This is a genomic window from Sinorhizobium sp. 22678 (assembly GCF_052044265.1).
GTDB lineage: Bacteria > Pseudomonadota > Alphaproteobacteria > Rhizobiales > Rhizobiaceae > Sinorhizobium > Sinorhizobium meliloti_A.
This window is the reverse complement of record NZ_JBQEMS010000030.1, coordinates 20,735-36,558: the sequence shown is the minus strand read 5'-3', so window position 1 is coordinate 36,558 and position 15,824 is coordinate 20,735. Positions and strand designations below refer to the sequence as shown.

Here is a 15,824-nt window from a genome sequence, read left to right as displayed (position 1 = left end):
GACAAAGGCCGTCCGTGGACCGTTCTGGAGCAATTGCTTCTGTGGGAGCTGGACCGCGGATCAACCTCCGTGCATGCGCTTAAAGAGCGGGCGTGCATCCCGGAGCGCGTAATCGTCGAGGCGCTGATCCGTCTCATGCGCGCGGGCTGGGTCGAGATGATGCAATCGGCATCTGCCGTGCAATTCCAGATCACACCGGAAGGCCGCATTGTGAAGGATTACGATCAGTTACCGACGGCCCCCCGGCGCTTGAGCCGCAACATGACGTTCGTGATCGACCAGATTACGGGGACGCTGTTCAGAAGCCGCGACCTTCCCTTCGTCCATGAGCATGTCGTTGAGAAAAGAGAAGAGCAAGGCGAGCCGATCGTGCGCATCGAGCGCCCCGCAAGACAGCTTATCGAAGAGGTGCGACCGCTCGTTGACGCGCTGTTCCAAGCCGACGAGAAGTTCGTTGGCATAGACCCCTACGGCAACCGCCTCGCCAAGCGATGGGCGCTCGTGCCGGTGAGGGACGGACAGCCCGAAGGCATGAGCCCCCGCACCCCTGCGATGCTCATCGAGGAGATCAAGCGTGCGGCGGCTGCCATGTCGGCCAAGTCGGCGGGCGGCCAACAGCGTTCATACACGCCGACGTCGCTCGCCGGATCCGAGAGCGCCCAGATCACGCCGCCAATCCGCAAGGTCGCTTTCACGACGAACGACCTGATTGCTGGCGGTGCCGAACACGAAACCGCACTTAGGGGAGCGATTAGCCGGGCGCGGCACAGGCTTCTGATCCACTCAACCTTCGTGTCGGCCCAGCGCTTCGCCGCCTTGCTTCCGGATTTCCGCAAAGCCGTCGCTTTGGGCGTGAAGGTCGACATCCTCTGGGGTCAGGACAAGAATGCTGACGAGCGTCGTTCGACGGCTAAGGTTGTCCAACAACTGCGAGCCGAGCTTGAAGCTGAAGGGCTCGACGGATTGACGATCCACCCGTTTTCGACGGGATCGCACGCCAAGATCGTGCTCGCCGACGACGGCACCCCCGACCGCGTGATCGCCTTGGTCGGATCGTGCAACTGGCTTTACAGCGGCTTCTCGAGCTTCGAAGTTTCGGTCCGCATGCGCGACTATCAATTGGTCGCCGATGTCATCGATCAGGTCGCCGAGCTATCGCGGGGCGGCAACGGTCACTGGACCAATCTGACGAGCGACCTCGTCGCTCTCGCCGTCAACCTGCGAAGCCAGCTTTCGCAGCACGAAGGCAAAGCCAGCGTTTGCGTTCTCCTGGGATCTGACCATGCCGAACTCGTTCGAGAGGCGAGGGACACTGCCGATAAGAGCCTCGTCATCGCCAGCCACCGGTTTGCAGGCGCGGCGAACAACCTGATCTTGGCACCCGTGTTCGCGGCCTCGAAACGTGCTCGCGATCTGGATGTGCGTCTTTTCTACGGCGAGGACAGCGGCGCAATCACGGCGACCGACATCGCGCGGCTGACCACCGAAGCGGCTAAGGTCGGCGTTCGGATCCGGCCTGTTCATCGCCCGCGACTACACGCGAAGTTCCTCACCTGGGACGATGACGTGGCTGTCATAACTAGCCAGAACTGGCTTTCGGCTGACACGATGGACGACAACCCGCGCCAGGAAATCGGCATCTGTATACGCTCCCCCGGTGTGGGACGCATCCTCCTGGAACGATTTGAGGCGGCGACAGTCGCCGCGGGGGGCGGCTAAGTCAACCGCGGTGATTTGTGTAATTAACAAAGCGCCATCCAGTGAACGATTGTGTCCTTTCGTCGAACGGCTACTTTCGGAACCTGCGCGTTAGTCGAGAACGACCGAAACGCACAGCAGCTTAAGGCTTTCACTGCTGAAAGGGCCTCCCCTCGCGTGGCCGAGCTGATTTGGTTTGCGAGCACTGCTCTTGATGATAGTCGAACCCTCGAATCCTCTCGGCGCGTACGGACATTACTGGCTTCGATGCGGTTCCTCGACGCCTATCTGCGAAATGCCGCCCTTAGTAGCTTGGTCGACCGACGCTTCAACGGGCGTCGAATGCAGGGGCTGCGTCCTGATCGCGTGGCCCACGCCAATAATCGAAACGATCGCTGAAACCCCAAGAAGAAGTTGGATTGTTTTTACAGTCGAAGGCAAGTTGGACGGCTTCAAGGTCACCCGATATTCACCGTCGAACTTATTAAGGTTATTGAGATATCCGTTAAAGGCGCGCCCAAATCTCCCCATGATATTTATGAACGCAATACTCAGAATCACACAAAAGAAAAAGATGCCCGCTGCCACAACTCGATCGGTCTTCAGCTGAGAGACCGCAAAATACCACAAGCCTCCTAGCGCGACGGTAAAAAGCGGAGGGATCTTGTACAAGATGTCGTTCATTGAGCGGAAGTGCGCATACTGCTCTCGATAGATATCAGCTATCCGGATATGTTCCGCGGCGCTGCGATTATGAGAATTCTCTTGCTGTAGTTCATTCGCTATATGGTTCGACATCTGAAACCTCATCGTTCGATTCTCTTTAACATCCAACGCGAGCCCAGTGGGGAAGATTTCGAAATGGAGCACCCAATCTATCTCGATGGTTTTGCCACTCTACCGCTTGCGCCTGAAGCTCGCGACGCGATGCTTGCCGTTTGGGCGCACCCGGGCAATGCGGGTTCGCCGAACGTTTCAGGCGAGGTTGCCGCACGCACGATTGCAGAGGGCCGCAAATCCGTTGCCGACCTGATCGGCGCCACCGCAAGCGAGATCACCTTCACGTCGGGCGCCACAGAAGCTAACAATCTCGCCATTTTGGGCGTGGCGCGCGCGGCTCGCAGATTCGAACCAAACCGGAAACGCGTCCTCGTTTCGGCAGTCGAACATAAGGCAGTCTTGGAGCCTGCTCATGCGTTGCAGTCCGAAGGGTTCGACGTCAGCATTGCTCCCGTCGATCGTCGCGGTCGGCTTGATCTTGCCGAATTTGCAAAACTCGTCGACCAAGATCTCCTCCTTGCATCAGTGATGATGGTCAACAATGAGACCGGTGTCATTCAGCCGGTAAAGGAAGCTGCTGTGTTAGCGCATGAGAGCGGCGCGTTCTTCCACAGCGATGCTGCACAAGCAGCCGGCAAGATCGATGTCGACGTCCTTGAGCTTGAAGTCGACTACCTCACCCTTTCCGCCCACAAGTGCTATGGTCCAATGGGCATAGGGGCATTGTATGTTGCAGCATCGGCGCCGAAGCCGCTTCCACTGACTTTGGGTGGTGGCCAGCAAAGCGGTATGAGGCCGGGAACTGAGCCGGTCGCACTCGTCGCGGGCTTCGGTGCGGCAGCTCGGCTCGCGAGAGATCGACTTGAATCCGACCAAGAGCATTGCTCGGCGTTGATCGAGCGCTTGCTTGAGATGCTCGAACAACGGCAGCTTCGCTTTCGTCGGGTCAGCGGCGATGCGCCAACGGTTCCAGGCACAGCGTCCATCCAGTTGTTCGGCGTCGATGCGGACGAGCTCTGTGCCCGCATCGGCCGCCACGTATCGCTTTCAACAGCCTCGGCATGCACCTCAGGACAAATCAAGACTTCTCATGTTCTTGAATCTATTGGTTTTTCTGAAGCGGACGCTCGTGGCGTTATTCGGATTCTCTGTAATCGCTACCAGAATTCGGAAGAGATATTAACCGCTGCCGGCCACATTGTTGATGCCGCCGCGCTGTCTCGCCTTGAAACTGGAGAGGTTCACCAGTAAGGTCCCCTTCATGGGACGCGCTACGATAAAGATCGATTCGAGAGGGCAGTTTGCGGGACACGAGACGTTCCCGCTTCGACTGCTATGGTTGAAGAAAGCCTTCGATGCAATTGGCGGCGGAGCCGATTCGAGAACATTCCAGGAACAAGATGCAATAACCCGATTTGGCGTTGGGCGCAATATGGCCGTGTCAATGCGCTATTGGGCTCTCGCCTCGGGCTTTTTCGCTGAAGTCGATCGCATCATCGCTCCGACCGACCTTGGTAGCTCCGTTCTCTCTGACGATGGGTTCGACCCGTATCTTGAGCAATCATCGACGATTTGGCTCGCTCATTGGCATATCGCTAGCACGCCGGCGATGACGACAACTGCTTATTACGCGTTCAATTTGCTCAACGCGATCGAGTTCGATCCGGCGATGTTGCTTGACCAGCTAATGGCCTTAGTGGAGAACAACCGATGGCGGGCAACGCGCGGAACACTCAAGCGCGATATCGAAGTTTTCTTGCGCAGCTATGTGCGGCGCGCAGATACACTTAATGAAGACGCGGCAGAGCCTCTGTTAGCCGAGCTTGCGTTGATCCGGGAAGCTCGGCTTGGGGGCTGGTACGAGTTTGTTCGTGGCCCTAAGCCCGGCCTTCATGACGCGGTTTTCGCGTTCGCGCTTGGTCAGTTCTGGGAACGATCCGGCGGCGCGACCACATTGACGGCTGAACAGATTTGTTATGGAGCAGGCTCGCCAGGCCGCGTTTTCAAACTCGACGAAGACAGCGTTATTTCTCGACTGATGCGGCTTGACGATCTGACTGCAGGCGCGTGGCAATGGGTCGACACAGCCGGTCTTCGCCAGATTCAACGCACGGCCGCGTTCGATCCGACGACGGTTCTTTCTCTCGCCTATCCTCGCAAACCTGACCATCAGATCGCAGCATGAGCAAGCTTGCCAGTATTGTTTCCATTGATCGCCGTTTCGCGCGATCGGCCCGGCTCGATGCCGACTTGAACGGCACGCCGCCATTGGTCGGATACGTGTTACAGGCAAGTGTGGCAAAAGCTCTGCGCACTCTTGGGGAGAGCCAGCGAGACCACTATCAAAGCGCCTACACTTGGACCGGCCCTTATGGCGGTGGCAAGTCGAGCGCTGCTTTGCTACTTGCGAACCTCGTCGCCGGCGCAAAGAAGAACCGGAAAATTGCTCGCGATATTGCGGGAGAGCCTCTTTCAACGCTGTTCAATCAGGCGTTCCCGGAAACCAGCGGCCCCTGGAAAGTCGTCGCCGTTACCGGCAGTCGGACACGCCTCCGGGACGCTGTCGTCGAAGCCGCACGTAATGCGCTCAATTGGTCGGCGGACGCCGCGACACAGTTCGCAGCAAGCGATGACCGACTCATCAAAGCTTTGATAGTGGGCGGCGAAGGCGCGTCCAGCGGAACCCTCCTCATCCTCGACGAACTCGGCAAACTTCTTGAGCACGAGGCACTCGAGGGCGGTGATGTCCATCTGCTGCAGGATCTCGCCGAGCATGCCTCGCGCAGCAACGGCCGCTTGGTCGTCATTGGCATTCTCCACCAGTCGTTCGACCAATACACAGCGCGCGCTGCCCGCGACGCGCGCCAGGAGTGGCGTAAGGTCCAAGGCCGCTACCAGGACATCGCGTTTCTTTCGGGTGCGGACGAAACGGTTGCGCTGCTCGGCCGGGCCATAGCCGCTGAGCGCCCAGATTATGATGCGTCCGGCGCCCGCGTTGTTGCTGAAGCGGTCGCCAAACGCCGCCCGACTGACGTTGATGTGCTCGCGGAAGCGCTTGAGCAGACATGGCCTCTTAACCCGGTGAGCGCGCTTCTGCTCGGACCGATCTCGAGAGCGCGGTTTGCCCAGAACGAGCGGAGCGTTTTCGGTTTTTTGAGTTCCGCCGAGCCCTCCGGCTTCAAGGAGTTTCTGGAGACGACCGATCTTAAGGGCGGGACGTACGACCCCTCGATGCTCTGGGATTATCTTGCTGCCAACTTCGGAATGGCCCTTACGGCGGGTGTGGACGGCAACCGCTTCAGCCTCGCATTCGAAGCAATCGAGCGGGCCGGCGTCAAAGGAACCGGTTTGCATGTTGCCTTGACGAAAGCGGCCGCGATCATCGAGTTTTTCCGCAACGGTTCTGGCGTCGTGCTCGCAGACGACTTTTTGAACGCGTCGGTACCCGGCTTCGGGAACAAAGCGATCAGCAGAGCGATCAAGGATCTCGTCGATTGGGCTATCCTGATCCGGCAGCCACGCCTTGGCGGATATGCACTGTTTGCCGGCAGCGACTTCGATCTTGAGGAAGCCATTGGCCGGGCTATCCAACCGGCGGATTCACTTGAGCTCGCGGACATTCCGCGCCGCGTCGGTTGGGGCTTTGCCACGGCTAAACGGCATTACTTCCAGAAAGGCGCGCTGAGGACTTTTGAGATAGCCCTGCAGGTCGTCGGCCCGAACGACACGATCGAGTCTTTGACGAGCGGCATACTAGCCCGCCCGGTTCATGGCAGTGGCCTTTTGCTATTGCTTCTCGGCGACGGTTCTTTGACGACGAAATCCGTCGACCAACTGGCCCATAAGGCGGCTAAGGCGCTAGAGACTAAGGGGCGTGTGATTGCCGTAGGCGGGGCAAATGACAGCTTTGCCCTCCGGTCAACGGCTGCGGAGTTGTTGGCGGTCGAACGCGTTTTCCGTGAGCATCCGCAGCTGGAGGGCGACCGGATCGCAAGGCGGGAGATTGCCGCGAGACAATCCCACTGCATCGATCAGCTTCATCGCGCGCTCGAAACGGCTTTTGAGAACGCAAGCTGGTATCTGGCGCCTCACCCGAGCCAAGCCGTCCGCGCGCCGTTGACGGTCGTTGCAAGCGCGCTGGCTGACGCCGGTTACGCCAAGGCGCCGATTATCAAAAGCGAGTTGCTCCAGCGCGACAAACCGTCATCAAATTCGATGGCAGCTTTGCGCGAACTAGCTCACGCAATGGTCAATTCGTATGCGCATGAGCAGCTGGGAATGACCCAGTATCCTGCAGAGCTCGGCCTCTATCTTACCTTGCTTCGACCGTTCGGACTGCACAAAGAGATCAAGGCCGGCGTGTTTGGCTTTTCGGAACCAGACGATAGCCAAGAAGGAGCATCGCTCCGCCCTGCGTGGGATGTAATCGACCTTGCGGGCGAAAATCCTCTCGATGCTGTCTATGCGGAGTGGGCTCGGCCGCCCTATGGCATCAAAGCCGGTGTAATGCCGGTATTGGCGCTTGCCTACATACTTGCCAAGCGCGAGAGCGTCGCGGTCTATATCGACGGAGTGTATCAAACAGCAATCGATGACGTCGTCGTCGACAAGCTTTTGCAGAAGCCTGGTCTCTTCCGTTTGAGGCGGATTGACCGGTCCGTGCGCGAAACCGCGTTTCTCAGCGGCCTCGCGCAGCTGCTCGGCGTCGACCATCACGGCACGTCATTGCCTGTCGCCGCAGCTCTGTTTCAGCGTTTTGAAGAGCTCTCACAATTCGCAAAACGTACGACCAACCTTGATCCTTTGGCCGTGAAAATCCGCGGGATTGTGATGAAGGCGGATGATCCCGAGCGTCTCCTGTTTGACGATCTTCCCGCTGCTCTCGGTGAAGAGCTCGCCCCGGAGATCGTCTATCACGCCCTTCAAGCGGCCGAAGCGAGCTATCCGGCACTTCTCGAGGAGTTGCGTCTCGCACTTGCAAAGGCGCTCGGCATCGATGCGCTGAGTTTCGTGGGGATCGCGGAACGCGCATCGGTGCTGAAAGGGCTGACCAACGATTACAATTTCGACGCCTTTGCAGATCGCGTCGCAGCGATGGAGCTTGGGAAAGGCGACATCGAGAGCACGGTCAGTGTTCTGTTGCATCGCCCCGCTCGGAATTGGTCGGACAGAGATCGGCAGGAAGCGCTGACGGAAATTGCGCGATACGGGCGCCGTTTCCGGGAACTTGAGGCTTTGGCGATCGTGCGAGATCGACGCTCCCAAACCGAGGCCCTTGCACTTGTCGTCGGCCTCGACCCAAAGACACCGCCGTTGATGCGCAGCTTCGAACTGAGCGAAAGCGAAAAGGTGGCCGCCGCAGGAATCGCTGATCGCTTGGTGGCTTCGCTCAGATCAGAAAACAAGAGTGGACGACTGCAGCTTGCTGCACTGGCGCGTGCGGTCGCGATGATGGCAGCCGATGGCGAAGATGAGGTTGGCAGGCAATGAGTGGGGAACGTCATATCCTCGGTCTCTCGGGCGGGCGCGACAGCGCCGCGCTCGCCGTTTACATGCGGCAGCATCGTCCAGAGCTGCCGATCGAGTATTTCTTCACGGACACCGGAAAGGAATTGCCTGAAGTCTATAGCTTCCTGGATAAGCTTGAAGGCTTCTTGGGTCGGCCGATCGAGCGGCTTAACCCCGATCGCGACTTTGATTTTTGGTTGGACGAGTACGGCAATTTTCTCCCCTCGCCCCGCACCCGCTGGTGCACGCGACAACTGAAGCTGCGGCCGCTGGAGCATTGGCTGCAAAAGGATCTGGAAAGCGGGACGATCATCCACTCCTATGTCGCCATCCGCGCCGATGAGCCAAGCCGCGAGGGCTATCAAGCCACACACCCCAACATGCGGGTGCATCTTCCGCTTCGTGAAGCAGGGGTCGATCGGACCGGCGTCATCGAGATACTTGAGCAGTCCGACGTCGGTGAGCCGGCCTACTATCAATGGCGTTCCCGGTCCGGCTGCACGTTCTGCTTCTACCAACAGAAGATCGAATGGGTTCGGCTCGCGGAACACCATCCCGATCGCTTTGCCGAGGCCGTCGACTATGAAAAGACCGCCTTGCGAGACGGCTCGCCGTTCACGTGGAGCCAAGGCGAAAGCCTGACGGATCTGATCTCGCCCGAACGGGTCGAACAGATCAAGTCCGATTACGAGAAACGTCGGGAGCGGTTGCGACGCGGCCGGCGGATCAATCCTCTATCCGGCAGAACCTCGGAAACGATCGACGACGTCTACGGCCTCGACGAAGCAGCCGCTAGCTGCGTCGTCTGCCACAAATGACCCCATCTGGCCGGCTTAGTGAGACGAACCACGGCCGGCGTCACTGGCCCGAATTGCATCCACCGCGGCTTCTATATCATCATCGGACAGGAACGGCGCCTGTGCATACATAATTGCTGGCTCACCGCTGAGCTTTGCCGCAAGATGGCCGAGCCCCAAGAGCTGTTCCGCTCCTTTCACGCCAAGCGCGATTTCGGATGTTCCGACGCTTGCAACCTTCAGAATCAATCTGTTGCCAAGGTTGTCGCGTAGCTGCATTGGCATGACATTCGCATCGGGCCGTTGCGCCGCGAAGATCAGATGCATGCCGGCGGCGCGTGCCTTCACGCCCAAGCGCGAAACGTTGGATGTCACGGCAGACTTGTAATCTTCCGTGAGCATCCATTCCGCAAATTCGTCATGGACTAGGAAGACATATGGCAGCCGCTCGGAGAGCTCGACTTTGGAATTGAACGCTCGAATGTCTCGAGCCCCCTTGGACCGGAACAGCTCATAGCGGCGCTCCATCTCTGTGACGAGACCCTCCATCACCTCAACCGCCCGCGTCTGGTCGACAATCACGCCGCCCTGCAGATGCGGCAGTCTCTCGATTGCCGCATAGTCGACACCCATTTTCGGATCGATCAGGTGGATGTACGCCAGATCACTGGAGTTGGTCGCAGCGATGTCGAGGAGGAGCGCTTGGATCAGCACGGATTTCCCCGACCCCGTTGCGCCCGCAACGAGCGTGTGGGGCTCATGCTGTTGTCCGCCGGCGAATGGGCCACCAAGATTCAGATAGAGAATATCGCCGTCAAGTTCCTTCAGGCCGAGCACGAAGGACGTGTTCACGCCCGCAGCATTGCGATTAATTTCCCGTCGGCCCCAAACATCCCAAAGAGAAACGACTTGTCGCTGCGGCCGGGCCACGCCGACGACGATCTCGCCCGGCAATGGCGAAATCGAGATCAGCCTCAGCCCATGTGTTGTCAGAAGCGATGATTGTTTCGCTTCGATGTCTTCAACGCGCAAACGATCCGACCCCATAAAACGGATGAGTGCGGCGTTTGGGGTCAAACGCGTCCCGACGATCTTGGCCTGGAGATTGTAGCCGAGCAGTGCGGAGCGCAGCTTTTGTGCGGTGCTATCCAACCATTCACGTTCGTCTGCCGAGTTTTCGCGTGCTTTCTGAGCGCGAGCTTCGATGAGAGCGGCAATGCCGATCTCGGCGCCGGCGCGAGGAAATTTGTCAGGCGTCGGAGCAGCCGTGCCGCCGCCCGGCAACGCAGGAGCACCCGGTTGCGTGTTCGTCAAAGACGATCGTGAGATAGTTGGCTGGTCTTCGTCTTTGGTTTGGGTCGAAGCTGGGGCGGGGGTGATTTCCCCGCCGGACAGACCGCCGCCGTCGCCGCTCACGGCGACCGAACCATTGCCGTTTGTGCCCGGTTCTACGGTCTCAATAACAATTCCGCCTTCGGGATCGCCCTCGTCGTCATCTTGATCATAGTCATGGCTGATCGGCTTTTCGCTCCCCGCAATCGAATGTTCTTCGTTGATAGGCTTCGTCCAATCCACCCGCGGCGCGGGGTGACGATAACTGACCGAGTTCCAGGTATGCTTTTCGCCAAGCTGGGCGCGAAGTTCGGTTAGGCTCTGTTTCGCCTCGTAAGCCTTGATCAGTTTGCGGAGCCCCTCGCGCGTGAACGTTTCCTGGAGCCCCATCTGAATTTCCGGCAACTCATCCTGCTCTCCCAGCGAACTGCCGTCAGTCGCTGGGCCGGAAACGAAAATGTGGGAGTAACCGCGCAAATCGATCGGGACAGCACCGCGGCGAATGCCGTCTCGAACCCGTTCGAGAAGGTTTGCCTGGCCTAGTGCTGCCGTACCGTCCAGCAACAAATCGGAGATGCGGGAAAGCCAGAGGTCGCGATCGAGGCGTCCGGGATCGCCAAACAAAGCGTCATCGATACGGGCAACAGTCTGTCGCAGCTGGCTGCGTGACTTGCGGCTCGCCTCCGCCAAACCCGTCTGGTCGACATATTTGGCTTCGGTCACAATTGCCCTGAGCTTTGGAAGACCATCTTGGCGTGCCGAGAGGCTGATACCAAGGATGTCGGCGATCCCCTCTTCCTTTTGTCCGAGCCATTCCGCGTAGTCGTCGAGCAGAAACCAGGCAACCGCTGCGCGCTCGCCAAGCTCTTCTTCGACAAGCGCTCGACTCAACACCAACCCAATCAGTTCTCCTGCTGAAACGCCCCGTTTGGCCGCACGCAGAACGATATCGCCCGATATGGCGTTGGCGTCTTCGATCATTCGCCGCGCGAGACCCGCAAGACGATCGTCGTCAAGACCCAAGGAGAGTTCCGCAAGCCGCCGTCTGACCAGCACGTGAAGTATTCGCAGCTCCGATGTGGACGAAACGACCATGTTGCGGCCATGCGTGCGTTGGCGACGATACCGGATCACGTTGATCCCTTGGGCGGCAAGCTGCCGCTTGTCGAGAAGATCGTCGTAGGTGGCAACCCACTCTGCCAAGTTATGCACCTCGTCGAACATCCCCTTCAGGCCACCATCCTGGAACGAGATCTGACGAGCCGGTAGATAATGTTCGCCCTCGACGTGCGACTGGCGTCGAACAACGTTTGCAACGGCATCAATGTAAGACCAGCAGGCATCTGGCTGACGCGGACATGTCAGGTAGCTCGTCGCCTTGAGCTCATCTTCGGCGGTGACCCGCCGGTAGGACCAGCGCGCTGGCACGTGTTCCAGCAAAGAAGGATTATCCGGCAAAGCAGGAACCGGGAACCACTGTTCACGCGCTTGACGCGATACGACGTCATGCAGGAATGCCACGTCTATCTCGCGAGCTCCATCCGACTTCGACCCGCCCGCAACGTCGAGCATGACGCCGATGCGAAGCTTTGACATGAAGTTCCGCGATGTCTCGCTGACGACAACCGCATCGGGATCGTTTTCCGATCGTTCTAGCAACTCAGTGTAAACACCGGACAAGCGGGCCCGGTCGCGGTGGCGGACCAGCACATTGCAATGGACTTCTTCTTGGTCCTGCACTGAACTCAGCGCGCTCACCGTTGCGAGCGGCAAGCCGGCTGCATCGCAGTTGTAGAGCATGATGCTGAGGTTCGACCGCTCATGCGGTTGGAGATCGAGATAGCGTTCAAGCAGCGAGCGGATCTGTCGTGCGGCCTCCGATGGATCAACGTCCGTGGTTGCCTCGGACGGATCCCGGACGGGCCGCTCGAACAGGCTATAGTCGTTGACCGTGCTGGTTTCCGTGAGCAGAACGGGTTCGCTGCCGTCATAGCCGACGGCGATTTCGGGATAGAGCGGATGGCTAAGTTCGTCGCGAAGATCGCTGAAAAACAGCCGCGAGTCGCCGAAGTTCACGTCGACATCGGACAAGAGATAGTCGGCTAAGCCGGCGACCGATCGCATTTTGGCTGCGACACCGGCCAATCGCAGCGGATGCCAAGGTGCAACAATGGCTGATGGTGCGCCTCCAAGCACTTCGATCGTCCCGATCCTGAGCACTGGCTCCCAGATATCGCGGCGGTTGAGGTCGCCTATGGCATTTTTGGCCAAGCTGTTCAGCAGGGTGCCGAAGGCGTCGGCTTGGGCGACGAGGGTAGCAGAGGCGTACCCTGATGACTGCAGTGATGTAAGGGCGTCTGTGTATAGGGCAGCGAAGTGCTTCCACGCGGCAGCAATGTCGTCAGCACCATCTTGTGCGATCCGGCCGGCGTCTTGCGCCTCCTTCAAGCGTTTTGGGAAGAGCTTCGCAAGGTCGATACCGGTGCTGGTGCGCGGGATGAGCGTTCCGGAATCCTGTCCGAAAGCTGGCTGCAGCGTTCCCGTATCGCTTAGAGATACGGACTGGAGTGCGCCCTTTCGACTGACCGAGAGCCGCGTGACGCTGCTGCGTCCAAACGGTCGCTTGATGAGACGACCGAGATCCTTCGGCAGTTCCAAACCGATCGCTGACGGTAGGCCACTCCACACGAGCTGGACTGTCGCCCGCTCCCGCCCGGCTGTTAGGGCAACATCGAATTTGATTTGCAAGGCACTTCGTGCCGTCGATTCATTTCGCCGGTACTTCTTTTGACGGGTTTTCGCGCGATCAAGCAGTTCTTCGTAGGTAAAGAGATACGGTACGTCCCATTCGACGGCAGCGCCAAGGAGCGGCGGCAACCCTCTGTAGCGTAGCCCGAAATATAGGCCAACATCAGCGTTCAAATCGAGCCATTGGTTGCGTGATCGCCGCGCTGACTTGATGCTCAGTTTGCGCGGCCCGCCTCCAAGGTTGACCTGGCCAAACAGACGTTCAATAACCCGCAGAAGGCCTTCGAGGAAATCGGTACATTCGATCGGGCGACCGAAGACGAAGCGCTCCCACTTAACCCTGAGAGCCTTGTCTTGCCCGAGATCGTCCCGGTGAGCCTCAAAGAATTCGCGATCGTCCTCCCGCGTCTCCTTCAGCGATCGGCCCTTCAGAACGCGGAGATACTCGTTGTCGGCTGGACTTAGTCGGTCGGGAAATGTGAACTCGAAGAAATTGATCGTCTCCTGAGCGAGCGACGTCTTCTTCAGCTTGATCCCGGAAAACAGCTGCAGAACGCTTTCGGCCTCCCATTCAAAGAAACTGAGTGCTTCCGCTTCTGGGCCCCACCCCGGCGCGGCCTCGATGAACGCCTCAATGGCAGGATGCACCTCCGCTGGAATATCCTCCCGCACCTCGGCGAACTGGTCTCTCAGTTCTTCGTTGTCGATGATCTGGCGATTGGGACGCTGTTTGACCATCAGAGGTTTGCGATCGGCGACGAGCTTTTCGAACAGCTTCTTCCACCGGCGAGGGACTTCGCGATCACGTTCGCCAAGCCCGAGGAAGTACCCGCTATCGCGCGGCAGCCGCAGTGCCGGCAGAGCCCATCCGAGTGCGTCCGTGACCGGAACTGCGTCGGTTTCAATCCGGGAGCGGGTCATGGCGACGTAGGTCGCAATCTGATGCAGCGTCCAGTCATCCGCTGCGGTCAGCCCTCTCAACGCAGCGGTCCAGGTTGCGATCTGGCTGTCGCTCAAACCGAGACCGACGGCGGCGGCCTCTACCCAAGGTCCCGGCTCCTCCGTCAGCTGCTTCGCGCCGATCAGAGTCACATCCCCTAGCGAAGCCCCTTGATCCTCATCCGTGTTGGCAAAAAGAAGCGCTGGACTTTCGTAATCGGCATGCCGGATCGCCACCATCCGCTCGTCCGTCAGCACGCTTTCCGGGAGACCGAAGGGTGAAACCAGGCTCCGCGGCAACGCAATTCTCAGAAGCTTGGTCAGTTTCGCATCGATGAGCAGCGCTTGGGTGATCGCAGCCACCTGCTCGCCGGTCAGACGGTCGAGCAGGTAGCGCGCCATGCCATCTTCAGGAGACAGCGCGTCAAGACGCAAACGGATCGATGTCGCGCCGGCGGCGCCAATGAGATCAGAGGGGTTCACTCGGCTCTCTCTCTTTGGAATGGATTTTCGACATAGGCGCAACTGTCGGATAGGCGTCTGAGAAGGCCCAAGCTTGCCAATCGTTCTTCAAGGCGATGGGCATTGTCGGAAAAGTCTTCTTGATCTGCCGTCCCGGCATCGACAAACGACCGAGCCTGCGCGTCTCCAATGATGATCCCGTAGCGCTGATGCAAACGGGTCAGGAAGTCTTTGAATTCAAGCCTGTTGTCGACGCAGGCCACCACCAGGGTTTTCAGCAATCGATCGGTAGGGGCATAGCGCACCCGCCGGCTCGATCGGCGCGATGACAATCCGATTGCGCGCGACCATGTCGCATGAATTTTACCCACGTGCTGCCTATGCCGGGTCGTGGCTTTCTTGAGCAGTTCGTCAAGCAGCTGCTTGGGATCGCCGACCGTCTCATCCTCGTCACCGTCTGGCCATCCAAACTCGCGCTGCATCAGGTCACTGGCTCTCAAGACGGGTTCGTCGGATGCAACCGCAGCCGTCCAGGCCGGCGTCTCGGCGATCCGCATGATAAAATGCTCGATCGCCAGCTGCGGCAGCATATTGTTTTGTTGATAGGAGTCGGCCGACAGATCCCGCACCACCGACTTCTTCGGGGATACGATTTCGCAAACGAGTTCAACACTGGAATGACCGAGCAGCTCTTTTGCCCGGTCGAGTTGATAGAGAAACAGATTGAGACCGGCAGTGGTCACAAGGTGCGGAATTGCGTCGTGGCCCGGAATTGGCAACTTCAGAATTGCAAGCCAATCTTCGGCCATTCGATCAAATACAGGATGCTGCGAACACGGCAGATAGGCGCCACCGCGTTCCGCCTTGGCGAGCTGGATTTCTCCCTGGAGTGCCCGCGCCATCGCATCATAGGGTGCGGGTTGATCGAGAAAGCGAGACGTCAGCAAGGCGCGAAGGTCGTCGGTGTGCCTGCTCCTGCTTAACATCAGGTAGAGGATCTCGCCCGTGCGGGCGAAAAACCGTCGATCGTTCGACACGCTGCCGTTCGGCTTGACGTTGACGTCCTCGAACAGCGAATGAGGCCCAAACGGGAAGACGAATTTCGAGCTCCACCGCTTGTTGCTCGACCCCTCGATTGCTGTTCCCTGAAGGAAGTTCAATACCGCGGCAAAATCCTCGAACGTCTCGAAACAATCGCGGAGATAGCTAAAATCCGGTTTGTCGATGCCGCCTGCCGTGGCCGCCATCTTATCAAGCCAAAGTGACCATGCCGCTTCGTCTGACCCTGCTTCGGCGCGAACAGTCATCACATGAGGATTGTTGAACACCAGATTGCGCAGACGTAGCTGAAGCTGCGGCTTATATGAAAGGCTGTTATAGGTGTCCTCGCTGAGTGCCCGGCCTTCGCGGTGCTCCGACAGCAGCACCGTCAGGAACTCCAGGAAAGTCAGCCAAGGGGACTGCTCGTCATGAAGGCGGTGTCCCCAGATCGCTTCGTCGATCCAGTAGGCGGGGCCGTTGCGGTCTTCGAACTGGGTGGGGCGATCAAGAAATTCCATT

General features: G+C 58.8%; 8 protein-coding genes. 5 read left to right on the top strand and 3 right to left on the bottom strand.

The genetic code is table 11. The features are described from left to right. The first annotated feature begins 69 nt into the window (after positions 1-69). Positions 70-1,719 carry a phospholipase D-like domain-containing protein gene (locus ACTJKL_RS28400; RefSeq protein WP_440660742.1) on the top strand — a complete coding sequence of 550 codons (1,650 nt, stop codon included), beginning with the start codon at positions 70-72 and terminating at the stop codon, positions 1,717-1,719. 234 nt (positions 1,720-1,953) lie between these two features. Here ACTJKL_RS28400 and ACTJKL_RS28395 read toward each other — a convergent pair whose 3' ends face one another. Continuing rightward, positions 1,954-2,496, bottom strand: coding sequence for a hypothetical protein (locus ACTJKL_RS28395; protein ID WP_440854386.1), 543 nt, complete (start codon positions 2,494-2,496; stop codon positions 1,954-1,956). 63 nt (positions 2,497-2,559) lie between these two features. Here ACTJKL_RS28395 and ACTJKL_RS28390 point away from each other — a divergent pair, with 63 nt between their 5' ends. From ACTJKL_RS28390 to ACTJKL_RS28375, 4 genes are read left to right on the top strand one after another with little or no spacing between them, the layout of a single operon-like run. Then, complete coding sequence (locus ACTJKL_RS28390) at positions 2,560-3,729, top strand: cysteine desulfurase family protein (RefSeq protein ID WP_440637075.1); 1,170 nt, start codon at positions 2,560-2,562, stop codon at positions 3,727-3,729. A gap of 10 nt (positions 3,730-3,739) precedes the next feature. Next, the gene (locus tag ACTJKL_RS28385; protein WP_440637077.1) at positions 3,740-4,663 is read left to right on the top strand and encodes a DUF4007 family protein; all 924 of its coding nucleotides are present in this window, start codon (positions 3,740-3,742) and stop codon (positions 4,661-4,663) included. Next, the gene (locus ACTJKL_RS28380) at positions 4,660-7,968 is read left to right on the top strand and encodes a hypothetical protein (RefSeq protein WP_440637079.1); all 3,309 of its coding nucleotides are present in this window, start codon (positions 4,660-4,662) and stop codon (positions 7,966-7,968) included. The genes ACTJKL_RS28385 and ACTJKL_RS28380 overlap by 4 nt, the downstream gene beginning before the upstream one ends. After that, positions 7,965-8,804: a phosphoadenosine phosphosulfate reductase family protein gene (locus ACTJKL_RS28375; RefSeq protein ID WP_440637080.1), complete on the top strand. Its 840-nt coding sequence runs from the start codon at positions 7,965-7,967 to the stop codon at positions 8,802-8,804. Before ACTJKL_RS28380 ends, ACTJKL_RS28375 begins: the two co-directional genes overlap by 4 nt. A 15-nt stretch (positions 8,805-8,819) precedes the next feature. Here the strand turns inward: ACTJKL_RS28375 and ACTJKL_RS28370 are convergent, their stop codons facing one another. Continuing rightward, entirely contained in the window at positions 8,820-14,285 is a 5,466-nt protein-coding gene (locus ACTJKL_RS28370) for an FtsK/SpoIIIE domain-containing protein (protein WP_440854385.1), read from the bottom strand. Then, on the bottom strand, positions 14,282-15,823 hold the full coding sequence (locus ACTJKL_RS28365; RefSeq protein ID WP_440854384.1) for a methylation-associated defense system protein MAD7 family protein: 1,542 nt from the start codon (positions 15,821-15,823) through the stop codon (positions 14,282-14,284). The genes ACTJKL_RS28370 and ACTJKL_RS28365 overlap by 4 nt, the downstream gene beginning before the upstream one ends. Position 15,824: the final 1 nt, after the last annotated feature.